This window comes from Streptomyces rubiginosohelvolus, from assembly GCF_014649875.1.
In the GTDB taxonomy this organism is placed as follows: Bacteria; Actinomycetota; Actinomycetes; order Streptomycetales; family Streptomycetaceae; genus Streptomyces; species Streptomyces rubiginosohelvolus.
This window is the reverse complement of record NZ_BMTW01000003.1, coordinates 213,820-236,161: the sequence shown is the minus strand read 5'-3', so window position 1 is coordinate 236,161 and position 22,342 is coordinate 213,820. Positions and strand designations below refer to the sequence as shown.

Genomic DNA, 22,342 nt, shown 5'->3' with positions numbered 1-22,342 from the left:
CGTACAAGGAGCACTGCGATAGGAGCGTCTCAGCGCACCGAGAAGGCGTACACGGTGCGCGAGGCGAACTCCTCGCCCGGCCGGAGGACCGTCGTCGGGAACTCCGGCCGGTTCGGCGAGTCCGGGAAGTGCTGGGTCTCCAGCGCGATCCCGGCACACGGCCCGAACGGCCGCCCGTCGAAGTGGTCGGCCGTGTACAGCTGGAGCCCCGGCTCGGTGGTCCGTACGGTCAGCACCCGCCCGGACCAGGCGTCGTACAGCTCGGCGGCGACGGCGTCCCCGTCCCGCGCCCCCTCCTCCAGCACCAGGTTCTGGTCGTACCCAGCGCCCACCGCCCGCGTCCGACGGAAGTCGAACCGGGTCCCGGCCACCGGCAGCACCTCACCGGTCGGCACCGACGCCCCGTCCACCGGGGTGAAGTGCCCGGCCGCGATCCGCAGTTGCTGGCCCAGCGCGCTCCCGCTGTCCGTGCCCGCCAGGTTCCAGTACAGATGGCTGGTCGGGTTCAGCACGGTCGGCGCGTCGGTCACCGCCCGGTAGTCGAGCACCAGCGCCCCGCCCGGCTCCAGGGTGTACGTCACCGAGAAGTCGAGCCGCCCCGGATACCCCTCGTCCCCGTCCGCCGATACCAGGGACATCCGCACCCCGCCCGGCACCGCCACCGCGTCCCACACCCGCTTGTCGAAGCCCCTGGCCCCGCCGTGCAGATGGGTGGCGCCCTCGTTGGCCGTCAGCCGGTGCGTACGCCCGTCGAGCACGAACGACGCGCCGCCGATCCGGTTCGCGTACCGCCCGACCACCGCGCCGAAGTAGGGCCCGGGGAACTCTTCGTACCCGCCGACATCCGGCAGCCCCAGCGCCACCGGGGCCCGGGAGCCGTCCCGTCCCGGCGCCTCCACCGACTGCACGATCGCGCCGTACGTCAGGATCCGCACCCGGACCCCGTCCCGCTCCAGCGTCCACCGGCGCACGGGCGTCCCGTCCGCGAGCGCGCCGAAGTTCTCCGCCTGTACCGCCGTGTCCGTGCCGCTGGTCATGGTCATCGACCCTACGCGGGCGGCTCCGCGGCCGTGACGTTGCGGTAGGCGATCTCCGCCAGCCGGGCCTGGCCGTCGCGGCTCGGGTGGAACCAGTCCCACGGGCTGAGCTGCGCCCCGGTGAACCGGAAGTCGAACACCGCCCCGCCGTCGTAACGGCAGTGACGATCCTTCGCACACACGTCCCGCAGCACCTCGTTGAACGCCACCACCCGGTCCTGCACCGCGTCCCGCCGGGCCACGGCGGCGGGCCCGAGGTCGTCCGCGTCGGCCAGCATCGACTGACAGATCCCGAGGTCCCAGATCTTCTTGCCCAGCTCGTTCACCCGCCCCGTCGACCAGAGCCGCTTCAGATCCGGCACGCTGGAGACGTACACCTGCGCCTTCGGCGCCCCGGCCCGCAGCTGCCGCATCGACGCCTCGAACGACGCCCGGAAGTCCGCCACCGGCGTCATCAGCCGCACCGAGTCCCGGCACGCGTCGTTCGCACCCGTCATCACCGTCACCAGCTCCGGCCGCTCCTTCGCCGCCCGCGCCATCTGCTCGGGCAACTGCACCATCCGCGACCCCGACACCGCGAGGTTCCAGCTCCGGTCCGCCGCCTTCGACGGGCCGAGCAGCCGGACCGCGAGACTGCGCACCGTGTCGTCCGTACCGGTCGCCCACGACACGTCGGGGCAGTCGGCCAGCACCGAGCACGCGTCGAAACCCCGGGTGATCGAATCCCCGACCGCCGCGATCGATCCGGGCCTCGGATTCCAGCCCGGGGCGGGGGAGGGGGACGGCGAGGTACTGCGCGAGGCGGCCGGCGCGTTCTGCGACACGCCGCCTTCCGAGCCACCCCCGGAACATCCCGCCAGCGCCGCGACGCCGACGAGCGAGAGCGCTGTCAGCGCGGCGGCAGCGGTACGCATCCGTGGGCGTGTCGCACGCTCCGGCATCGGTCGGATCCCCTCCGGTCAACCTGTGGCGTATGCCTCTGGACATGCCCCCGGCAAGCACATGATCCCCAGGTCGGGGCTGTGCGCGCCCTGCCGGGTGAAACCCGGCGAATCAGGGGCCTGAGACCGACGGTACGTCACACGGACGGCCCCGGCGCACGGTAGCTTTTCCCCGTCGAACCAGTGGCGTTCCGCCCGCCCGCGCACACACGGACGGCTCCGGTACATTACGTCACGTCACATGCTGTCCCTTTTCAGGAGATTAACTCCCGATGCTGTTTACTGATGACAACCTCGGGCGCTGGCCGGAAAGAGGCGGTACGGACGCGAGGCCGCTGGGGAAGGCGTACCTCGTCCCATACGGGAGGTTCCGGTGACGACACGTGGAGTCCTGTACGTTCACTCCGCACCGCGCGCGCTGTGCCCACATGTCGAGTGGGCAGTGGCGGGCGTCCTCGGTGTGCGGGTCCAGCTGGACTGGATCAGACAGCCGGCCGCGCCCGGCACCTGGCGGTCCGAATTCTCCTGGAAGGGCCGCGCAGGCACCGCCTCACAGCTCGCCTCCGCCCTGCGCGGCTGGGATCTGCTGCGCTTCGAGGTGACCGCCGAACCGTGCCCCACCGCCGAGGGCGAGCGCTACAGCTCCACCCCCGGCCTCGGCATCTTCCACGCCGTCACCGGCATGCACGGCGACATCCTGGTCCCCGAGGACCGGCTACGGGCCGCGCTGGCGCGGTCGGTACGCGGCGAGAGCGACCTGGAGGCCGAGATCGCCTCCCTGCTCGGCAAGCCGTGGGACGACGAGCTGGAGACCTTCCGCCACGCGGGCGAGGGCGCGCCGGTCCGCTGGCTGCACCAGGTCGTGTGACCTTCCCGGGGCGCTGCCCCGGACCCCGCTCCTCAATCGCCGGAGGGGCTTGACAGAGAAGCCCGCCTCCCGAGGACCGGGAAGCGGGCTTCACCCGTAAAGGCAAGGTCACACGGACCGGAACGCCAGCACCACGTTGTGCCCACCGAACCCGAACGAGTTGTTGATCGCCGCGATCGGCCCCTCGGGCAGCGCCCGGGGCTCACCGCGCACGACGTCCGCCTCGACCGCCTCGTCGAGGTCGTCGACATTGATGGTCGGCGGTGCGATGCGGTGGTGCAGCGCGAGAACGGTGGCCACCGTCTCGATACCGCCCGCGCCACCCAGCAGGTGGCCCGTCATCGACTTCGTCGCGGAGATCGCGACATGGTCCAGGTCGTCGCCCAGCACCTTCCGCAGCGCCTTGATCTCCGCGATGTCCCCCTGCGGCGTCGACGTGGCGTGCGCGTTGAGGTGGACCACCTCGGACGGCTTGAGGTCGCTGGAGTCCAGCAGGTTCTGCATCGCGGCGGCGATGCCCCGCCCGGTGGGCTCGGGCTGCGCGATGTGGTGGGCGTCGGCCGACAGGCCCTGGCCCAGCACCTCGCAGTAGACCTTCGCGCCACGCTTCGCGGCGTGCTCGGCGGACTCCAGGATGACGACGCCCGCACCCTCGCCGAGGACGAAGCCGTCCCGGCCGGTGTCGTACGGACGCGAGGCCTTCTGGGGCTCGTCGTTGTTCTTGGACATCGCCATCATGTTGGCGAACGCGGCGATCGGCAGCGGGTGGATCGCCGCCTCCGTGCCACCGGCGACGACGACGTCGGCACGGCCGGTACGGATCATCTCGACGGCGTACCCGATGGCCTCCGCGCCGGACGCGCAGGCCGAGACGGGGGTGTGGACACCGGCCTGGGCGTTGACCTCCAGGCCGACGTTGGCCGCCGGGCCGTTGGGCATGAGCATGGGCACGGTGTGCGGGGAGACGCGGCGTACGCCCTTCTCCTTCAGCACGTCGTACTGGTCGAGCAGGGTGATCACGCCGCCGATACCGGAGGCGATGACCGAGCCGAGGCGCTCGGGGGCGATGGACTCGTCCTCGCCGGCCTTGGCGGTGAAGCCCGCGTCCGCCCACGCCTCGCGGGCCGCGATCAGCGCGAACTGCGCCGAGCGGTCCAGCTTGCGGGCCAGCGGGCGGGGAAGGACGTCGCCCGGGTCGACGGCCGCGAGGGCGGCGATCCGGACGGGCAGTTCGGCGAAGCGCTCGCCTTCGAGAGGCTTGACGCCGGACCGGCCGGCCATCAGACCTTCCCAGGTCGATGCGGAGTCGCCACCCAGCGGAGTGGTTGCGCCGATACCGGTGACGACCACGGTGCGATTGGTCGAGTTCACTGGAAAATCTTCTCCACGTGTAGAGGGTCGTGAATCAGCGGCGCCACCGCCGGGTGGCGACACAGCCGGGCTGGGATCAGCCCTGGTGCTTCAGGATGTAGTCGGCGGCGTCGCCGACCGTCTTGAGGTTCTTGACGTCCTCGTCGGGGATCTTCACGTCGAAGCGCTCCTCGGCGGCGACGACGACCTCGACCATGGACAGCGAGTCGACGTCGAGGTCGTCGGTGAAGGACTTGTCCAGCTGGACGTCCTCCTCCGGGATCCCGGCGATCTCGTTGACGATCTCGGCGAGACCCTTGACGATCTCTTCCTGCGTGGCGGCCATCTTGGCGCTCCTTCGGTGGTTTCTTCGGTGTTCGTGCATCCGGACCCAAAAGGTCCGGTGTGCCTAGGGGAGGGTAACGACCGTCGCGGCGTAGACGAGACCCGCCCCGAAGCCGATGACGAGCGCGGTGTCGCCGCTCTTCGCCTGACCGGTCGCCAGGAGCCGCTCCATGGCGAGCGGGATCGAGGCGGCGGACGTGTTGCCGGTGGACTCGATGTCACGGGCGACCGTGACGTGCTCCGGCAGCTTCAGGGTCTTCACCATCGAGTCGATGATCCGCATGTTGGCCTGGTGCGGGATGAAGACGTCCAGGTCCTCCGGGGCGATCCCGGCCGCGTCCAGCGCCTGCTGGGCGACCTTCGCCATCTCGAAGACGGCCCAGCGGAAGACCGCCTGGCCCTCCTGCGTGATGGCGGGGAACTTGACCTCGCCCTTCGAGTCGAGCGGCAGCTGCGAGACGTCGCCGAGGCGGAACTCGTTCCAGCCGACCGTCTGCTTGATGGTCTCGGACTTGTCGCCCTCGGAGCCCCACACGGTCGGGCCGATGGCCGGCTCCTGGGAGGGGCCGACGACGACCGCGCCCGCGCCGTCACCGAACAGGAAGGCCGTCGCGCGGTCCTCCAGGTCGGTGAGGTCGCTGAGCCGCTCCACGCCGATCACCAGGACGTACTCCGCCGAGCCCTCGACGACCATGCCCTTGGCGAGGGTGAGGCCGTAGCCGAAGCCCGCGCAGCCGGCCGAGATGTCGAAGGCGGCGGGCTTGCCCGAGCCGATCCGGTGCGCGATCTCGGTGGCGACGGCCGGGGTCTGCTTGAAGTGCGAGACGGTCGAGACGACGACCGCGCCGATCTGCTCGGGGTCGATCCCCGCGTCGGCGATGGCCTTGCCGGACGCCTCGATCGACATCATGGCCACGGTCTCCTCCTCGGAGGCCCAGTGGCGGGTGACGATGCCGGAGCGGGAGCGGATCCACTCGTCGGACGAGTCGATCGTCTCGAGGATCACCTCGTTCGGCACGACCCGGGTCGGGCGGTAGCCGCCGACCCCGAGGATCCGTGCGTACGGGGCGCCCTTGCTGGGCTTGATCTTCGACATGCTCGCTCCTTAGACGCCTGCGTGCTCGGAGATGAGCGCGCGGGCCGCGTCGAGGTCGTCGGGGGTCTTGAGCGCGAGCGTCCGCACGCCGGGCAGGGCACGCTTGGCGATCCCGGTCAGGGTGCCGCCGGGGCTCAGCTCGACGAGTGCGGTGACGCCCAGGGACTGGAAGGTCTCCATGCACAGGTCCCAGCGGACCGGGTTGGCGACCTGCCCGACCAGCCGGGCGATGACCTCGGTGCCGGTGGCCACGGTGTGGCCGTCGGCGTTGGAAACGTAGCGCACGGTCGGGTCGGAGACGGTGAGGTCGCCGACCGCCGCGCGCAGCTTCTCCACGGCCGGGGCCATGTGGTGCGTGTGGAACGCGCCGGCCACCTTCAGCGGGACGACCCGGCGCACGCCCTCGGGCTTGTCGCCCTCCAGGGCGGCGAGCTGGGCGGCGGTGCCGGCGGCGACGATCTGGCCGGCGCCGTTGACGTTGGCCGGGGTCAGCCCGAGCTTCTCCAGGTGCGGGACCGTGACGGCGGGGTCGCCGCCGAGGAGGGCCGCCATCCCGGTCTCGGTGACCGCGGCGGCCTCGGCCATGCCGAGCCCGCGGGTCCGGACGAAGCGCAGGGCGGCCTCGTCCTCGATGACACCGGCGAGCGTGGCGGCGGTGATCTCACCGACGCTGTGGCCCGCGACGACGTCGGGGGAGGCGGCGTCCAGGGCGGCCGCCGACAGCAGCCCGGCGGCCACCAGGAGCGGCTGGGCCACGGCCGTGTCGCGGATCTGGTCCGCGTCGGCCTTCGTGCCGTAGTGGGCAAGGTCGAGCCCGATGGCGTCGGACCAGGCCGCGATGCGGTCAGCGGCACCGGGGAGGTCGAGCCAGGGAGTCAGGAAGCCGGGCGTCTGAGCGCCTTGGCCGGGAGCGACGAGTACGAGCACCCTCACACTCTCTCTTGTGGACGGCTCCGCACGCCCGTGGGGACAGGGACGAAGAACCGTCGGGGGAATTGTTGAAGTCCAACAAAAGTCTAGGACTGAGGATCCGCTGCGGCCAAGCGCCCCAGGATCAGGGCGATCCGCAGCGTGAACGCGGAGCGCACATCGGAGGGTGACCATCCGGTGACGTCGGTCACACGTCGCAGCCGGTAGCGCACGGTGTTGGGGTGCACAAAAAGCATCCGGGCGGCGCCTTCCAGACTGCTCGCCTGCTCCAGATAGACACTCAGCGTTTCCAGCAGAGCCGAGCCGGCCTCCTCCAGCGGTCTGTAGATCTCCTCCACCAACTGGTCCCGCGCGGCCGGGTCTCCGGCCATCGCGCGCTCCGGGAGGAGATCGTCCGCCAGCACCGGGCGCGGCGCGTCCTGCCACGCCGAGCACGCCTTCAGCCCGGCCGCCGCCGCCTGCGCGGACCGGGTCGCGGCCAGCAGGTCGGGCACGACGGGCCCCGCGACGACCGGCCCGGCCGCGTACGGCCCGATCAGGCCCTTTGCGACCTGGAGCGGATTGTCGCTGCCGCCCGCGATGACGACGAGCCGGTTGCCGAGCACCCCGGTGAGGACCTGGAGCTTGGCGTGCCGGGCGGCCCGCCGGATCGCCTCCACGGTCAGCTCGCTGTCCCCGTCGGGCGCGGTGCCGAGGATGACGCAGACGTGCTCGGGGGAGTTCCAGCCGAGCGCGGCGGCCCGGGATACGGCACCCTCGTCGGCCTCGCCGGAGAGCACCGCGTTCACCACCAGCGACTCAAGACGGGCGTCCCAGGCACCCCGGGCCTCGGCGGCCTGGGCGTAGACCTGGGCGGTTGCGAAGGCGATCTCGCGCGCGTAGACGAGCAGCGCCTCCCGCAGCAGCGACTCGTCGCCCGGGGCGGCCACCTCCTCGATCGCGGCCTCCATGACCTCGATCGTGGTCCGCACCATCTCCACGGTCTGCCGCAGGGTGATGGCCCGGGTCAGTTCGCGCGGGGCGGTGCCGAACACGTCGGTCGAGATCGCCTGCGGGGTCTCGGGATGCCGGAACCACTCGGTGAACGCGGCGATACCGGCCTGGGCGACCAGGCCGATCCAGGACCGGTTCTCCGGCGGCATCGCCCGGTACCACGGCAGCGATTCGTCCATGCGGGCAATCGCGTTCGCGGCCAGCCGGCCGGAGGACTGCTCCAGCCGTTTCAGGGTCGCGGCATGCAGGTGGGCGTCGTGGGCGGGGGGCTGCTCAGGATCGGGTCGGGGCACGAGGACAAGACTGCCTTATCGGGCCGGTGGCTCGGTGGGGCGGGGCGACGCCGGCCCGTACCGGCGGGTAGCGGCACACCTCGCGGAGGCCCCGGTTACCGTGGCCGGGTGATATCCGTGCACCGGTCCGACGACCGCTACCGGGGCGGCGACGGGGCCGCCGGGATCGACACCCGGCACGCCCTCTCCTTCGGCTCCTTCTACGACCCGGACAACCTCCGCTTCGGCCCGATCCTGGCCTGCAACGAGGAACGCCTCGCCCCCGGTGCCGGGTTCGACGAGCACCCGCACAGCCATACGGAGATCGTCACCTGGGTCGTCGAGGGCGAGCTGACCCACCGCGACTCGGCCGGGCACTCCACCGTCGTCCGGGCCGGGGACGTGGCCCACCTGAGTGCCGCCTCCGGGGTCCGCCACGTCGAACGCAACGACGGCACCGATCCGCTGACCTTCCTCCAGATGTGGCTGGCCCCTTTGGAGCCGGGCGGTGAACCCTCGTACACGGTGGTGCCCGGCATCGCCGACTCCACGCCGTACGCTCTGCCCGGCGCGGGCGCGATGCTCCACGTCCGCCGCCTGACCGAGGACGAACGCACGGCGGTCCCGGACGCGGTGCGCCTGTACGTGCATGTGGTGCGGGGCCGCGTCGGCCTCGGCGGCGAGGAACTCGGCCCCGGCGACGCCGCCCGGATCACCGACGCCCGGGGCCTGGCGGCGGTCGCGGTGGCGGGCCCGGCGGAGCTGCTGGTCTGGGAGCTGGCGGGCTGAGGGCTGTCGCTACCGGCGGGCCCGCCACAGGTCACGCAGGAGCGCGATCTCGGCCATGTGGTGGATGAGCTCCAGATTGCCGTTGGCCAGTGTGCCGATGTACGCGTCGTCCGGATCGGAGCCGTACGGGTACTGCGAGAGGCCGACCGTGTCGAGCTGCCCCTCGGTGAGCGCGCCGATACTCGCGCGGTGGCGGTCGAGGGTGGCCCAGAACCGCTCCAGCGCGAGCGAGGCGGACGGGGTGAAGTCGACCAGCAGATGCGGGTCCTGCCGCCGCTCGCCGAAGGTCCACTCCCAGCGGCCCTCGAAGTCGGAGTGCAGATGCCCGAGCCGCCACGCGATGGTGGTGACCGGTACGACGTCGGGCTCAGGCTCACCGGTGAACGCGAGGACCTCCTCGACCCGTTCGACGCTCACGCTCCAGTCCTCGGCGATCTTCGCAACGGACATCCCGTCCGCCGCCTGCCGCGCGACCTCCGCGTACTCGCTCGCCGGGATCTCCGGCGCCCCCTTGTCGATGACCCAGGCGCCGGGACCGTACGCCCGGGGCGTCACCGCCTCCTCCCGGCGGCGGATCGACCAGCTGCCGGGCGCGGGCTCCCAGAGGTACTCCTCGTCGCCGAGCCCGTGCAGCCGGACCTCGGCCATCTCCCGTGCCTGGTCGAACTGCTCCAGCAGAATGCCCAGCCGGTCGGTCCGCGGACCCTCGCCGCTCATACGCGGCCCCCTCGTCGTAGAGCCCCGGGCGAACCCCGGCGTCCGGAGGGAAGCTAAGGGCTCACCCCGTGGGGCGCGACCGAATTCCCGGAGGGGTACCGGAGCCGCCGATCACCCCTGGGCCTGCTCGGACTTCTTCTCCCGCCTCGCCGCGATCCGGTCCAGCTCACGCATCGCCTGGGCGTGCCCGCTCATCCGCCGGCTCACACTGCCGGTCGTGACCAGCGCGGTCCCCACGAGCGACACGGGGATGGAGAGCCCCAGGACGACCAGCGCCTCGGGCCAGTCGCGCTCGTCCGCGCAGTAATCCCCGGCATACACACCCTCGTTGGCGGTGCCGCCGTCCGTGAACAGCCGCGCCGCGCACTCCTTCTCGAAGCCGGTGCGCGTCTCGATCGTGTACTCGGTCATCAGCAGATAGGCGCACCAGCCCCAGAGCAGGCCCGCCAGGACCAGCAGGCCGAGGCCCCAGGTACGTATGCGGGCGGCCTGTTCCCGGAATTCGAGGTCGTAGTCTCGTGATCGCATGGCGGACGAATCTAGCAGCGCACCCCGTGGCTCGCCCCGGCGTGATCGCGGGCGACCGGTTGCGACGTGGGACACCGACCCTGGGGCCTGCCGGAGCGGGGCGCCTTCGTAAGGTGCAGGCGGCGTCATATGTCCGTATGCCGTGCGTTCGCCCGCGAAGGAGATCTGCCATCAACACCATCGTGTCCGGCCCCGAAGCCCTGGCCGCCCACCGAGACCGCGCGCAGCAGGACTACGTCGAGCTGGTGGGGCGGGGCCTCTCCCTCGACCTCACGCGCGGGAAGCCGGCCGCGGACCAGCTCGACCTGTCCGCGCCGCTGCTCGCCCTGCCCGGCGAGACGTACCGCAGCGCCGAATCCGTGGACACCCGCAACTACGGCGGCCTCCACGGCCTGCGCGAGCTGCGTGAGATCTTCAGCGGCCCGCTCCAGGTCCCCGTCGAGCAGCTGGTGGCCGCGGGCAACTCCAGCCTGGAGCTGATGCACGACAGCCTGGTGCACGCGATGCTGAGCGTGCTGCCGGGGGCCGCCTCCCGCTGGGTGGACCAGGAGCGGATCGCCTTCCTCTGTCCCGTACCCGGCTACGACCGGCACTTCGGCGTGTGCGAGCGGCTCGGCATCGAGATGATCCCGGTCCCGATGACCGACCAGGGCCCGGACATGGACACCGTGGGGCGGCTGGTGGCCGAGGACGCCTCGGTCAAGGGCATCTGGTGCGTCCCGAAGTACAGCAACCCGGACGGGATCAGCTACAGCGACGAGGTCGTCGACCGGCTCGCCGCCATGCCCACCGCCGCGCCGGACTTCCGGATCTTCTGGGACAACGCGTACGCGGTCCACCACCTGACCGACGAGCGCGTCGCGATAGCCGACGTCCTCGCCGCCTGCGCCGGCCACGGCCACCCCGACCGGGCCTTCGTCTTCGGCTCCACCTCGAAGATCACCTTCGCCGGGAGCGGCGTCGGCTTCTTCGGCGCCTCGCCCGACAACGTCACCTGGCTGCTCGGCAACCTCGCCAAGCGCACCATCGGCCCGGACAAGGTGAACCAGCTGCGGCACGCGCTCTTCCTCAAGGACGAGGCGGGCGTGCACGCCCACATGGACCTCCACCGCGCCAAGCTCCGCCCGAAGTTCGACGCCGTCCTGCGCATCCTCGAAGCCGAACTCGGCTCCACCGGCCTCGCCACCTGGACGGACCCCAAGGGCGGCTACTTCATCACCCTGAAGGTCCTCGACGGCTGTGCCCGCGAGGTCGTGCGCCGCGCCGCCGACGCGGGCATCGTCCTCACCCCGGCGGGCGCCACCCACCCGCACGGCCAGGACCCGGACGACGCGGTGATCCGGATCGCGCCCAGCTTCCCCACCCCCGAGGAGCTGGAGCAGGCGATCGCGGGCGTCACGGCCTGCGTGCGCCTGGTCGGCTACGAGAAGCTGCTGGCGGACACGGCGAGTTGAGCAGCCGGTTCAGGGCAGCTCGGCCAGAACGGCGTCCGTGAACGGGGTCCAGGCCTCCGCCGCCCACGGGCCGAAGGCGCGGTCGGTCAGCGCGACGCAGGCGGCGCCCGCGACCGGGTCGATCCACAGGAACGTGCCCGACTGGCCGAAGTGCCCGAACGTCGCCGGGGAGGACGTGTCGCCCGTCCAGTGCGGGGACTTGGAGTCGCGGATCTCGAAGCCGAGACCCCAGTCGTTCGGGCTCTGGTGGCCGTAGCCCGGCAGGACGCCCTTGAGGCCCGGATGCACGACGCTCTGGGCCTCCAGGACCGTACGCGGGTCGAGCAGGCGCGGGGCCTGGACCTCGGCGGCGAAGCGGACCAGGTCGGCGACGGTGGAGACGCCGTCGCGGGCGGGGGAGCCGTCGAGGGTCGTGGAGGTCATGCCCAGCGGCTCCAGGACGGCCTGGCGCAGGTACTCCGCGAACGGGATGCCGGACGCCTTGGCGATGTGGTCGCCGAGTACCTCGAAGCCCGCGTTCGAATACAGGCGGCGGTTGCCGGGCGGGGCCGTCACCCGGTGCTCGTCGAAGGCGAGGCCGCTGGTGTGGGCGAGCAGGTGGCGCACCGTGGAGCCCTCGGGCCCGGCGGGCTCGTCCAGCTCGACGGCCCCCTCCTCGTACGCCACCAGCGCCGCGTAGGCCGCGAGCGGCTTGGTGACCGAGGCGAGGGGGAAGCGGTGGTCGGCCGGCCCGTGCGTGCCGAGGACCGTGCCGTCCGCCCGCACGACGGCGGCCGCCGCCGTCGTGACCGGCCAGGTGTCGATGATGCGCAGGCTCTCCATGCGTCCGAGCCTAACCGGTCGGCTTCGGCGGCCTTCCGGGGTCGGCGGAGTCGTCGGACCCGGGCCTCTATGCGGCGCGATCGTAGTGAGGGGGCCCTTCGTGCCAGCAGGGGTCGGGCTCCTTTCCTTCACTGCCGGCGGCCCTTCGGAGGAGCCCTTTCTGGGCAGCCCGGAGCAGCGCCCAGATGGTGACGAGAGCGGCGGTCAGCGCCCAGCTGATGACCCACCAGCCGGTAGCCGTCCGGAGGATGGCCTCGGCAGCGGTGAGGGCGATGGCGATCGCGTGGGACCAGCACAGCGCGATGCCGACCCTGCGGGTAGTGCGGTCGATCCTCCGCAGGCCGGATCTCGCCCCGCGCTGTTGCTGCTCCATGATTCCCCGTCCCTCGCCGTGTGCTTCTTTGCCCGACCTTGACTGTTCAAGCGTTTCGGTGCGCGGAATGGGGGAGTCCGGGGCTGGCTTTCAGCCCCGCTTTTGTTGACGCCGAAACAGTTGCCACAGGGAAAGTCACGCTGGGTCTAGGTTCTTTTCGGGGCGAAGCGGGCGTGAAAGTCGGCTTGTTCTCGCTCGTTTGCGCGTTTTTGGTCGAGAACTTGTTCGTGCCGCGTGAAGGAACCGTGGCAGCGTGTGGGCCTCCGGCGATCGCCTCCGCGGTCGCCGCGTCTACGTATCCCGTGGGGGGATCGCATGGTTTCGCGTGCTTTCGGCACGCCATCTCGGCGTGCCCGTATACAGCGCAGAAGCGCTCTGACCGCCGCCCTGGTGGTGGCGGCTCTGGGGGCATCGGCGCTGCCGTCACTGGCGGCACCGGGCGCAGGCCCGGCTGCTGACGGAGCGGCGACATCCGCCTGGGGCCCGGGCGGCCCGAAGGCGGAGATCCCGCCGGTGAAGGTCGGTTCCAACAAGCCGTTCGGCAATGAGGACGAGGCGGCGCCCTCGGCGGAGAAGGCGGCCTGGCTGGAGGCCGAGGAGGAGCGTGCGGCAACCGGTACACCGCCCGCACCGGCCGGCCGGAAGGCGGCCCGGGGGGCGGCAGCGGCCGCGTACGTTCCGGAGGGTCAGGGTTCGGTGCCCTGGCACCAGATATCCGACTTCCGGATCACCGATTCGCTGGTGGCGCGGGTGAACTACTCCACCGGCAACCTGATGCTGGCGGGCACGGACTTCGAGATCGCCGGAGTGGGTCAGAAGCTGCGGCTGGCCCGGACGTACAACTCGCTGGACGCCCCGTGGGGCAAGGTGTCGCAGCGGTGGTGGCAGGAGTACGAGCGTTATCTGAACCTCGCGGACGGCGGCGAGGTGGTCCTGTACGACGCCACCGGGGCGGCGGTCCGCTTCGCGAAGGAGTCCGACGGGTCCCTGACCACTCCCAAGGGCTACTCCAAGGACCTGAAGAAGAACGCGGACGGCACGTACACGCTGACCGACCGCAAGTCCGGTTCGAAGGACACCTACAATGCCGACGGCACGCTGACCAAGGTGACCGACAAGAACAAGGGCGCCATCACGGTCACCCAGCACGACCAGGGCGGCGAGCACAAGGGCTTCAAGCTGACCGAGACCCGCTCCGGGCGCTGGGTGGACCTGGTCAAGACGTACCCGAACCAGTGGCAGGCCGAGGACCACACCGGCCGCACGTCCGTCTTCGACCTGAACGCTGCCGGGGATCTGGAGAGGACGACGGACACCGAGGGGAAGTCCACGGTCTTCGGCTATGACTCCTCACGCCGCCTGACGAAGATCACCACTCACGAGGGCCGGGTGACGGTCTTCACCTACGACGACCACAACCGGGTCACCTCGATGCTCCGGGCCACCGAGTTCAACGGCTCCGGCCACACCGGCCCGACCTGGACCTACGCCTACTCCGCCGCCTCCCCGTCGGCGGTCGGCAGGACGACGGTCACCGACCCGGAGAACCACGCGACGACGTACGAGCACGACGCGGACGGCCAGGTCGAGAAGGTCACCGACGCACTGGAACGGTCACGCTCCAAGAAGTACGACGCGAACCGCAACGTCGAGGAAGCCGCGGACGCCATGGGCATGGGCGGGGCCTCCGGAAACGTCACCAAGTACGGGTGGGACTCCCGGAACAACCCCACATCGTCCGAGCTTCCGACCGGCGCGACCGCCACGATGAGCGGCTACCAGACGATCGCCGGGTCGGACCTGCCCGAGACGATGACCACGGCGGACGACGAGAAGACGAAGTACACCTACGACACGGCGGGCAACACCAAGTCCGTCGCCGTGCAGGGAACGGGCGGCGGCAACCAGTCCTTCGACTACAACCCGGCCACCCCCACCTGCGGCGGCTTCGAGGGCCAGGTCTGCAAGGTCACCACGAAGATGACGGACGCGAAGTCCGTCTCCACGACGTTCACTTACGACGCCCAGGGCAACCTGAAGACGGTCAAGGCCCCCGCACCGCTGGGCACGACCACCTACACCTACGACGCCCTGGGCCGCCCCGAGACGGTGAAGGACGCCCGCGGGGTCACGATCGTCTACACCTACGACCACCGTGACCGGGTGAAGAAGGTCGACTCCTCCAACTACCAGGCCGTCACCTACGAGTACGACGGCGACGGCAACCTCACCCAGCGCTCCGACGGCACGGGAGTCATCCGGTACGACTTCGACCCGCTCTCCCGCGAGACGGTCCGCACCCTGCAGAACGGGGCGCAGACGGTCCTGGCGTACACCCCGGCGGGCAACGTCGACACCTACAAGGACCCCGCCGGCCTGACCGACTACACCTGGAACGAGGTCAACAAGCTCAAGGAGCTGAAGGACCCCAAGGGCAAGGTCACCACGTACGGGTACAACAGGAACGACGTCCGCACCACGACGACCTACCCGGGCAACACGGTCCAGGAGGTCACCCCGGACAAGTCCGGCCGCCCGGAGAAGATCAAGGCCACCAGCCCGAAGGGCACCCTGGTCGACCTGGCGTACACCTACGCCCGCCCGGACGGCAAGGACGGCGGCAAGATCGGCACCACGACCGACGCGGTCGCCGGGACGAAGACGAGCTACGAATACGACACGTCAGGCCGCTTCTCCTACGCGGCGGAGAAGAAGGGCAACACCCTCACCTCCTCCTGGCAGTACTGCTACGACCTCGCCGGGAACCTCACCTCCCAGGGCGTCGACAAGGGCTGCCCGCGTGGCACCACCTATACGGTCAACGACGCCCAGCAGATCACCGCGAAGAACGGCTCGGCCACGAACTGGGCTTACGACAAGATCGGCAATGAGACAGCCGCCGCCTCCACCCCCGAGTCGACCCGCACCGGGATGAAGTGGTCGGACCACTCCCAGATGACGTCGATCACGACCGGCGGCAAGACGTACGCGGGCCAGTACGGTTCCACCGACCAGTCCGAGCGCATCAAGCTCGGCGACACCTTCTTCCACAACGGTCCCCTCGGCCTGTCGGCCACCTCAACGGCCGGAGTGGACACGGGATTCAACCGCGAACCCGGGGGAACGCTGAACTCCATGACCCGTGGGGGGAAGAACCACTACTACCTGACCGACGCACTCGGCAGCGTCGTCGCCCTGACGGACGAAGCGGGCACGAAGGTCAACACGTACGCCTACAGCCCGCGAGGCGTCCAGCGAGCCGCCACCACCGAGCAGGTCCCCCAGCCCTACCGCTTCGCCGGCGGCTACCAGGACCCCACCGGGCTCTACCACTTCGCGGCCCGCTACTACGACCCCAACATCGGCCGCTTCACCACCCCCGACCCCTCCGGCCAGGAACAGAACCCCTACCTCTATGCCGCAGGCGACCCCGTCAACAAGATCGACCCCACCGGACTGGCGTTCCTGGATGTCCTGGGCCCTGCTGGTGACCTCATTCAGGCGGGGCAGCATCTGGCTGAGGGTGACACCGAGGCGCTGTGGGGCGACGTAGCGGGTGCGGTTACCGGGGGCGGTGTCTCCGTGTACTGCGCGAGCGCTGTGGTCGCGGCCCCGCTGACACTCGGAACCTCGCTGGGTTTTGCCGCTGGCTGCTATGCGGCTGGATGGGCTGTCAGTCAGATAGCCCAAATGCCCTTCAACTAAACGGATCGCTCTTGGAGGGGCATCCCTTCAGAGCTGCGAAAGGAGATATGGCATGCGCCAAGTCGGAGTTCCACTGCAACGGCAGTCGCTGCTGAAACGACTGCTGGTGACCAGTCATATCTTCGGCTTCCTTGGGGTGATTCTCTCCATAGCGCTCCTGGCCATGGGCATGACTGCCGGCGGTCTCACCGTCCTAGGTATCACCCTGGCCACGTGGGCCGCCGCCACCTTGAGTGCACGCCATCGGAACAAGAACCAATTTTGATCCATCCTGGATTCAGGAGGGCGAGCTCACGCAATGGTGCTCGCCCTCCTGGTGCCTTTGGGGGCTGCACCCGGCAGTGTTATGGCGTTGGCGGACGAAGCCGGCGCGAAGGCCAACACGTACGCCTATGGTCCTCGCGGCGTTCAGCGGGTGCCACCACCGAGCAGGTCCCCAGGGCGCACGAAAGGAATGAAAATGTCGGAGCCGCACGTCGGATGGACAATGGAGCAGCGCGCTGCCGTAAAGCGGTACGTTCAGTTCGCCGCCGCATTTGCAGTCGCCGGTGTCGCCCTTTCTGTTTTTCTGATTGTTTCCGGCAATAGTGGCGGGTGGGCGCTCCTGGGAATTATTGGATGCATCTCCGTCATCGGTTACTTTTTCATTCAAAGGGGGAAGAATGGGCAAGCTCAATAAGAGAGCCAGCTCATTCCTTCCAGTGCTGCCCGTCCAAGATGCCCTGGGCCCGGCTGGTGGCCTGATCCAGGCGGGCAGCACCTGGTGATTGCCCCCTCACGCGGCCAGCGGGGCCACCGGCGCCAACCGGGTCCCCAGGGCCATGATCCGCATAGCCCGCTCCGACGCGTCCGCCAGGAACTCGCCGCTCCGGCCGATCGCCTCCACCAGCGTCATCGGCGCGGGCAGGATCGCGCTGTACGCGTCCACGCCCACCGCCCGTACGTCCTGCGCGCCCGGCCCGATCGTCCCGGCCAGCACCAGGACCGGTACCCCCGCCGCCTGCGCCCGGCGCGCCACCTCCGCCGGGATCTTGCCGCGTACGGTCTGGTGGTCGAGCGCCCCTTCCGCCGTGATCACGAAGTCGGCGCGGGCCAGGCGGGCGTCCAGGTCGAGGCCGTCGAGGAGGACGTCGTACCGGGGCAGGAGCCGGGCGCCCACGGACGCGAGCCCCGCCCCCAGACCGCCCGACGCGCCCGTGCCGGGGGCCGTCCGCAGATCTAGAGCCGTGGCGCCGAACGCCGGGGCCAGGTCCCGGGTGAGGACGGCGGCCAGCCGTTCCAGGCCCGCCGAGAGCAGCTCCACCTCCGCCGGGGTCGCCCCCTTCTGCGGCCCGAACACCCGGGCCACGCCGCGCTTTCCGCACAGCACGTTGTACGGGTTGCATGCCACGAGCAGCTCGGCGTCGGCGAGCCTCGGGTCGAGGCCGGACGGGTCGATGTGCTCCAGTTCGTGCAACGCACCTCCGCCCGGCCGGAGTTCACGGCCGTGCCGGTCGGTCAGCCGGGCCCCGAGCGCCTGGAGCGCGCCCGCGCCGCCGTCCGACGTACCGGAGTCGCCGCAGCCGACGAGGATGCGCCGGGCCCCGGCGTCCAGAGCCGCGCGGATCAGCTCGCCGACACCGTACGTCGTCGTCGCGCCCGGGTGGCGGCGGTCCGGCGGGACCAGGGCGAGGCCCGCGACGGCCGCCATCTCCACGACGGCGGTCAGCGGACCGGGTGTTGTGCCGCCGCCCAGCAGTGCGAAGTGCGAGGCGACCGGGTCGCCCACCGGGCCCGTCGCGGTGACCGGGACCAGGCGGCCACCGCCCGCCAGGGCCAGCGCCTCGGCCGTACCCTCGCCGCCGTCCACGAGGGGGATGAGGTCGAGGTCGGCGTCGGGGATCACCCGGCGTACCCCGGTGGCGATGGCCTCCGCGACCCGGGCGGCCGACAGGGACTCCTTGAATCCGCTGGGGGCGATGGCGATGCGGTGAGGACGAAGGGTCATGGCTGGGTCTCCAGGAGGACAGGCACGCCGAGCAGCGGCCAGACGACGAGGGCGAAGGCGAGGACGAGGACCGCCGTGAGCGGCGCGAGGAAGGCGGACAGCCGCAGCAGGTCGCGCGGGGTGTACGTCGGGGTGCCGGGCACGTCCGCGAAGAGCGCGACCGGCTTGGCCGAGGACGGCAGGGTGTGGCAGAAGCCGGCGGCGGCCGTGGACGCCAGCGCCGCCGTGACCGGGTTGACCCCGGCCCCGACCGCCGCCGCGACCACCAGCGGGACGAGGACGGAGGACCGGGCGGAGCGCGACTGGAGCGCCAGGTGGGCGGCCGTGCTGACGACGACCACTCCGGCCAGGAACATCCACGGGGGCGTGGACGCCCCCAGGGGTATCCACCCCACCAGCCAGTCGGCCGCACCCGAGTCGGAGAGCGCGACGCCCATCGCCATCGTGGCGGCCATGAACAGCAGCAGCGGCCAGGGGACCGTCCGCAGACCGTCCTTGAAGCGGACCGTCCCCAGCGCGGGCGAGGTCGCCACCAGCGCGCCGATGAGCGCGACGACGGCGGGCGACACCCCGTGCAACGGCTCGCTGCACCACAGCAGGACGACCGTCGCCAGGAGCAGCAGGCATCGGGACTCCGCCGGGGTGAACGGGCCCTCGACGGCCGTCTCGGAGTGCTCCTGGATCTGCGCCGCCGTGATCGTGACCGGTCCCTTCCGGTCGGCCCGCCGGGTGGTCGTCAACAGCACCAGTTCTGCGGCGAGATGGGACGAGACGACGGCCAACGGCAGCCCGAGGACCAGCCATTGGACGAAGCTCAGCTGCTCCCCGGTCTGCTCCCACAGCACCCCGACCGTGATCAGGTGCGCCCCCGCCCCGATCAGCGTCGCGACGGCGGACAGCAGGATGACGGTGGGGAAGAGCAGCGCCAGCATGACGACCAGGCGGGTCCGCTCACGGAGTGCGGCCGCCAGCGCCAGGAACACCGGGAGGGCGAGCGCGGCCCGCCCCGACGTGGCCGGCACGGCGAACGCGGTGACCACGAGACCGGCGGTGGTCAGGTGCACCAGCTGGCGTACGGTCCTGGCCCCGCCGACCAGGAAGACGGCGGCCCGGCCCGCGAGCCCGGTCCGGGTCACGGCGGCCGCCAGGACGAAGGCGCAGATCAGCAGCCACACCGTCTCGTCGCCCAACGTGGCGAACAGGGTCTCGCTGCTGATCACCCCCGTCACCGTCAGCGCCAGGCCCGCGCCGAGCGCGATGTAGGCGTCGTCCACCGGGGTGGCGATCCAGGCGGCGGTGGCCAGGGCGAAGACGGCGAGCGAGAGCCGCCCGTCGGCGCTGAGGCCGGGGGCGGCGCCGGGGACGGCGAGGAGAGCGCAGAGCCCGAGGACGGCACAGAGGCCGACGGTCTGCCGGAGAGGAAGAGGCACGCTGTACAGCCTCTGAAGGCGGGGTGAGCGGTCGATGAGCCGCCCGTGAAGGGCTTTTCATCTCCCCGCCGCCCCGACCTCCTGATGGCCGACGGCGGTCCGGTCGAGCCGGCTCGGGGCAGCCCCTGGCCGCCCGCCGGGACCCGGCCGCTAAGGCAGCCGGTACCCCATCCCCCGTACCGTCTCCAGCCGCTCCGCCCCCAACTTCTTCCGCAGCGCCCGGACATACACGTCCACGATGTTGGAGCCGGGGTCGAAGTCGTACCCCCACACATGCGACAGGATCTGCTCCCGCGACAGCACCTGGCCCGGGTGGCGCAGGAACATCTCCAGCAGTACGAACTCGCGCGCCGTCAGATCCACCGTCCGGTCCTCCGCGCGGGCCCGGCGCGTCCGCAGGTCCAGGGCGAGGGTGCCGCTGCGCAGCATGGTGACCTCGGGGGCCCGGGCCGCGGTGCGCTGGCGCAGCCGTACCCGGGCGAGCAGCTCCTCGAAGCGGAACGGCTTCGTCATCCAGTCGTCGGCCCCGCCCTCCAGACCGGCCACCGTGTCCCGGACGGAGTCACGGGCGGTGAGCACGATCACCGGCAGCGTGACGCGCGCCTCCCGCAGCTCCCGGAGCACGGTGAAGCCGTCCCGGCCCGGCAGCCCGATGTCGAGCACCATCAGGTCGAACCCGCCGGTCAGCGCATGGCCGAGCGCCAGGTCACCGTCCTCGGCGACGACCGTGGTGAAGCCGTTGGCGCGCAGGCCCTTCTGGACGAACGAGGCGATGCGCTCCTCGTCCTCGGCGATCAGGATGCGGTTCATGAATCGGTCTCCAGCGTGAGTACGAAGGTGGCTCCGCCGCCCTCGGTCCGGCGGAGTTCGACGCGGCCGTGGTGGCCCTCCGCGATGGCCTTGACGATGGCGAGGCCGAGCCCGGCCCCGCTGGTGCGGGTCCCGCGCCGGGACGTGCCCCGGCGGAACCGCTCGAAGATGACCTCGGCGTCCTCCGGCGGAATGCCGGGCCCGTGGTCGGCGACGTACAGCTCGATACGGTCGCCCTCGGCGCGGGAGCCGACGGCCCGGGAGCCGATCCGGATGCGCTGGCCGGGCACGGTGTGCTGGACCGCGTTCTGCGCGAGCTGGACCATCGCCTGCGTCATCCGCTGCGGATCCAGGCGCACTTCGCGGTCCGCGACCCCGTCGAGCTGCCACTCCCGCTCACCGAGGGTCCGCACCTTCACGAACACGTCGGCGGTCAGCTCCGCGAGCTGGACGGGCTCCGGGCGCACGAAGTCGGGGCGCTCGGCCCCCGCGAGCAGCAGCAGGTCCTCCACGATCCGGCTCATCCGGTCCAGCTCGTCCGTGACCAGCCGTACTGTCTCCTCCCGGTCCGCCGGATCGTCGCCCATCAGCTCCAGATGGCCCCGGACGATGGTGATCGGGGTGCGCAGCTCGTGCCCGGCGTCGTCGACGAAGACCCGCTGCGCGGCGAACGCCCGCTCAAGGCGGTCGAGCATCGCGTTGAACGTCTCGGCGAGGGCCGCGATGTCGTCCCGGCCCTCCACGGGGATCCGCCGGGTCAGATCCTGCTCGGTCAGCTCCGCCGCCGTCGTCCGCACGAGCCGGACGGGCGCGAGGATGCGTCCGGCGACGGCCCAGCCGATCCCGGTCGTCATCAGCAGGGCGACCCCGGACAGGGCGAGCAGCATCCAGAACGTCTTGTCGGCGACGTCCCGTTCGCGCTCCGGGTGGAAGGCGACGACGAACGCCCCGGGCTGCCCGCCGGCCGACGGCCCGATCTCGACCTTCGCCCAGCGCAGTTCGCCCTGCGGGCGCTCCAGCGTGCCGAAGGAGTCCTTGTCGGCGCGGATCCGGGTGAGCGATGCGGTGTCCTGCCACAGGGCGGTGTCCGGGGGGAGGTCGCGGCGCTGCCGGATGACGTCGGGCCGGTCGCCGGCCGGGCCGGTCAGCCCCAGCAGCTCCTCGTCCGGGTCGGCGTACTGGCGTTGCAGATAGATGCGGAGCAGCCGGTCGGCGGTGTCGAACCGGCCGCCGGTGTCCGGGTCCACCCCCTGCGGCACGAAGTTCGCGAACTCGCCGGTCTCCTGCGTGAGCAGCTGGCTGATGCGGTGGTCCACGTCCCGCTGGAGGATCGAGCGCACGGTGACGGCGACCGCGCCCAGCGCGACCGCCATCACGACCAGCAACCACAGAAGGATCCGAACGCGGGCGGAGATCCTCGGGAACCCCAGGGGCGACCGGCTAACCGTCATCACCGAAGTCGTCGTCATCGTCGTCGTCGGCCGCGGAGGGGCCCGGGACGACGGAGCTGTCCGGTGTACGGGTCGGGGTGGAGGAACCGCTCGGCGTCGGGAAGCCGCTCGGGGACGCGGCACCGCTCGGCGACGCGTCCCGGCCCGGCGACGGTGTGCCGCGCGGGCTCTCCTCCAGCTGGACGGTGGGGGGCACCTTCGGCGCCTCCGAGGTGTCGGTCATGGCATAGCTGGTGGCCGCTATGCCCAGCGGCACGGCGACGACGGCTGCCAGGGCCGCCAGACGAGGTGAGAAAGCCATGCGTTCACCCTGACGGTCCCGGGCGGTACGAACATGAAGCCAGGATGAACATTCCTTCATCTCGGGCAATCGGCGCATATGCGGTCGGAGGGGATCGGAGGAGACGTGGGGAGACGACGCCGATTCCGCTTGCTTCGAGTGCA

The 22,342-nt window shown here is 71.1% G+C and carries 21 protein-coding genes; 5 read left to right on the top strand and 16 right to left on the bottom strand.

Annotated features, from left to right (window positions below; genetic code table 11):
- Nucleotides 1-29: 29 nt before the first annotated feature.
- Together IE134_RS10880 and IE134_RS10875 are read right to left on the bottom strand one after the other, a co-directional pair.
- On the bottom strand, nt 30-1,043 hold the full coding sequence (locus tag IE134_RS10880; RefSeq protein WP_098894591.1) for an aldose epimerase family protein: 1,014 nt from the start codon (nt 1,041-1,043) through the stop codon (nt 30-32).
- 5 nt (nt 1,044-1,048) lie between these two features.
- Complete coding sequence (locus IE134_RS10875) at nt 1,049-1,951, bottom strand: SGNH/GDSL hydrolase family protein (RefSeq protein ID WP_030708043.1); 903 nt, start codon at nt 1,949-1,951, stop codon at nt 1,049-1,051.
- Between the two features lie 400 nt (nt 1,952-2,351).
- Between IE134_RS10875 and IE134_RS10870 the strand changes: the two genes are divergently transcribed.
- Nucleotides 2,352-2,846, top strand: coding sequence for a DUF3145 domain-containing protein (locus IE134_RS10870; protein ID WP_030801370.1), 495 nt, complete (start codon nt 2,352-2,354; stop codon nt 2,844-2,846).
- 108 nt (nt 2,847-2,954) lie between these two features.
- On the opposite strand, the gene fabF is transcribed toward IE134_RS10870, so the two are convergent.
- The 5 genes from fabF to IE134_RS10845 all read right to left on the bottom strand — a co-directional run bounded on the left by fabF (nt 2,955) and on the right by IE134_RS10845 (nt 7,853).
- Entirely contained in the window at nt 2,955-4,217 is a 1,263-nt protein-coding gene (fabF, locus tag IE134_RS10865; RefSeq protein WP_010064379.1) for a beta-ketoacyl-ACP synthase II, read from the bottom strand.
- A gap of 76 nt (nt 4,218-4,293) precedes the next feature.
- On the bottom strand, nt 4,294-4,542 hold the full coding sequence (locus IE134_RS10860) for an acyl carrier protein (protein WP_003969376.1): 249 nt from the start codon (nt 4,540-4,542) through the stop codon (nt 4,294-4,296).
- Between the two features lie 63 nt (nt 4,543-4,605).
- Nucleotides 4,606-5,637, bottom strand: coding sequence for a ketoacyl-ACP synthase III (locus IE134_RS10855; protein WP_030708041.1), 1,032 nt, complete (start codon nt 5,635-5,637; stop codon nt 4,606-4,608).
- Between the two features lie 9 nt (nt 5,638-5,646).
- Nucleotides 5,647-6,564 (bottom strand): ACP S-malonyltransferase, encoded by a 918-nt coding sequence (locus IE134_RS10850; protein WP_030708040.1) that lies wholly within the window; start codon nt 6,562-6,564, stop codon nt 5,647-5,649.
- 89 nt (nt 6,565-6,653) lie between these two features.
- Nucleotides 6,654-7,853 carry a PucR family transcriptional regulator gene (locus IE134_RS10845; RefSeq protein ID WP_010064382.1) on the bottom strand — a complete coding sequence of 400 codons (1,200 nt, stop codon included), beginning with the start codon at nt 7,851-7,853 and terminating at the stop codon, nt 6,654-6,656.
- Between the two features lie 108 nt (nt 7,854-7,961).
- Here IE134_RS10845 and IE134_RS10840 point away from each other — a divergent pair, with 108 nt between their 5' ends.
- The gene (locus IE134_RS10840; RefSeq protein ID WP_030708038.1) at nt 7,962-8,621 is read left to right on the top strand and encodes a pirin family protein; all 660 of its coding nucleotides are present in this window, start codon (nt 7,962-7,964) and stop codon (nt 8,619-8,621) included.
- Nucleotides 8,622-8,630: 9 nt separating this feature from the next.
- Here the strand turns inward: IE134_RS10840 and IE134_RS10835 are convergent, their stop codons facing one another.
- Nucleotides 8,631-9,338 (bottom strand): DinB family protein, encoded by a 708-nt coding sequence (locus tag IE134_RS10835; RefSeq protein WP_030708037.1) that lies wholly within the window; start codon nt 9,336-9,338, stop codon nt 8,631-8,633.
- Between the two features lie 111 nt (nt 9,339-9,449).
- On the bottom strand, nt 9,450-9,866 hold the full coding sequence (locus IE134_RS10830; protein WP_030708036.1) for a hypothetical protein: 417 nt from the start codon (nt 9,864-9,866) through the stop codon (nt 9,450-9,452).
- A 182-nt stretch (nt 9,867-10,048) separates the two neighbouring features.
- On the opposite strand from IE134_RS10830, the gene IE134_RS10825 reads away from it, so the two are divergent.
- On the top strand, nt 10,049-11,320 hold the full coding sequence (locus IE134_RS10825; protein ID WP_189430321.1) for an aspartate aminotransferase type Ic: 1,272 nt from the start codon (nt 10,049-10,051) through the stop codon (nt 11,318-11,320).
- 9 nt (nt 11,321-11,329) lie between these two features.
- On the opposite strand, the gene IE134_RS10820 is transcribed toward IE134_RS10825, so the two are convergent.
- Complete coding sequence (locus tag IE134_RS10820) at nt 11,330-12,142, bottom strand: serine hydrolase domain-containing protein (protein ID WP_098017143.1); 813 nt, start codon at nt 12,140-12,142, stop codon at nt 11,330-11,332.
- A 67-nt stretch (nt 12,143-12,209) separates the two neighbouring features.
- Entirely contained in the window at nt 12,210-12,515 is a 306-nt protein-coding gene (locus tag IE134_RS10815) for a hypothetical protein (RefSeq protein WP_189430319.1), read from the bottom strand.
- A 513-nt stretch (nt 12,516-13,028) separates the two neighbouring features.
- On the opposite strand from IE134_RS10815, the gene IE134_RS10810 reads away from it, so the two are divergent.
- Both IE134_RS10810 and IE134_RS10805 read left to right on the top strand, forming a co-directional pair.
- On the top strand, nt 13,029-16,220 hold the full coding sequence (locus tag IE134_RS10810; RefSeq protein WP_229823488.1) for an RHS repeat-associated core domain-containing protein: 3,192 nt from the start codon (nt 13,029-13,031) through the stop codon (nt 16,218-16,220).
- A 52-nt stretch (nt 16,221-16,272) separates the two neighbouring features.
- Nucleotides 16,273-16,485 carry a hypothetical protein gene (locus tag IE134_RS10805; RefSeq protein ID WP_088577408.1) on the top strand — a complete coding sequence of 71 codons (213 nt, stop codon included), beginning with the start codon at nt 16,273-16,275 and terminating at the stop codon, nt 16,483-16,485.
- A 510-nt stretch (nt 16,486-16,995) separates the two neighbouring features.
- On the opposite strand, the gene IE134_RS10800 is transcribed toward IE134_RS10805, so the two are convergent.
- From IE134_RS10800 to IE134_RS10780, 5 genes are all read right to left on the bottom strand, one after another.
- On the bottom strand, nt 16,996-18,207 hold the full coding sequence (locus tag IE134_RS10800) for a glycerate kinase family protein (protein WP_189430317.1): 1,212 nt from the start codon (nt 18,205-18,207) through the stop codon (nt 16,996-16,998).
- On the bottom strand, nt 18,204-19,637 hold the full coding sequence (locus tag IE134_RS10795; RefSeq protein WP_098017141.1) for an SLC13 family permease: 1,434 nt from the start codon (nt 19,635-19,637) through the stop codon (nt 18,204-18,206). The genes IE134_RS10800 and IE134_RS10795 overlap by 4 nt, the downstream gene beginning before the upstream one ends.
- A gap of 150 nt (nt 19,638-19,787) precedes the next feature.
- Nucleotides 19,788-20,447 (bottom strand): response regulator transcription factor, encoded by a 660-nt coding sequence (locus tag IE134_RS10790; protein ID WP_030708028.1) that lies wholly within the window; start codon nt 20,445-20,447, stop codon nt 19,788-19,790.
- A complete protein-coding gene (locus IE134_RS10785; RefSeq protein WP_030708027.1) occupies nt 20,444-21,898 on the bottom strand; it encodes a sensor histidine kinase in 1,455 nt (484 codons plus the stop codon). Before IE134_RS10785 ends, IE134_RS10790 begins: the two co-directional genes overlap by 4 nt.
- Nucleotides 21,888-22,199, bottom strand: coding sequence for a hypothetical protein (locus IE134_RS10780; RefSeq protein ID WP_032784841.1), 312 nt, complete (start codon nt 22,197-22,199; stop codon nt 21,888-21,890). Before IE134_RS10780 ends, IE134_RS10785 begins: the two co-directional genes overlap by 11 nt.
- Nucleotides 22,200-22,342 lie beyond the last annotated feature (143 nt).

Coding starts and splice junctions, on each gene's coding strand:
- IE134_RS10790 (WP_030708028.1), bottom strand. CDS start 20,447: ATGAACCGCATCCTGATCGCCGAGGACGAGGAGCGCATCGCCTCGTTC.
- IE134_RS10815 (WP_189430319.1), bottom strand. CDS start 12,515: ATGGAGCAGCAACAGCGCGGGGCGAGATCCGGCCTGCGGAGGATCGAC.
- IE134_RS10780 (WP_032784841.1), bottom strand. CDS start 22,199: ATGGCTTTCTCACCTCGTCTGGCGGCCCTGGCAGCCGTCGTCGCCGTG.
- IE134_RS10830 (WP_030708036.1), bottom strand. CDS start 9,866: ATGCGATCACGAGACTACGACCTCGAATTCCGGGAACAGGCCGCCCGC.
- IE134_RS10820 (WP_098017143.1), bottom strand. CDS start 12,142: ATGGAGAGCCTGCGCATCATCGACACCTGGCCGGTCACGACGGCGGCG.
- IE134_RS10875 (WP_030708043.1), bottom strand. CDS start 1,951: ATGCGTACCGCTGCCGCCGCGCTGACAGCGCTCTCGCTCGTCGGCGTC.
- IE134_RS10800 (WP_189430317.1), bottom strand. CDS start 18,207: ATGACCCTTCGTCCTCACCGCATCGCCATCGCCCCCAGCGGATTCAAG.
- IE134_RS10805 (WP_088577408.1), top strand. CDS start 16,273: ATGCGCCAAGTCGGAGTTCCACTGCAACGGCAGTCGCTGCTGAAACGA.
- IE134_RS10860 (WP_003969376.1), bottom strand. CDS start 4,542: ATGGCCGCCACGCAGGAAGAGATCGTCAAGGGTCTCGCCGAGATCGTC.
- IE134_RS10880 (WP_098894591.1), bottom strand. CDS start 1,043: ATGACCATGACCAGCGGCACGGACACGGCGGTACAGGCGGAGAACTTC.
- IE134_RS10855 (WP_030708041.1), bottom strand. CDS start 5,637: ATGTCGAAGATCAAGCCCAGCAAGGGCGCCCCGTACGCACGGATCCTC.
- IE134_RS10835 (WP_030708037.1), bottom strand. CDS start 9,338: ATGAGCGGCGAGGGTCCGCGGACCGACCGGCTGGGCATTCTGCTGGAG.
- IE134_RS10785 (WP_030708027.1), bottom strand. CDS start 21,898: ATGACGGTTAGCCGGTCGCCCCTGGGGTTCCCGAGGATCTCCGCCCGC.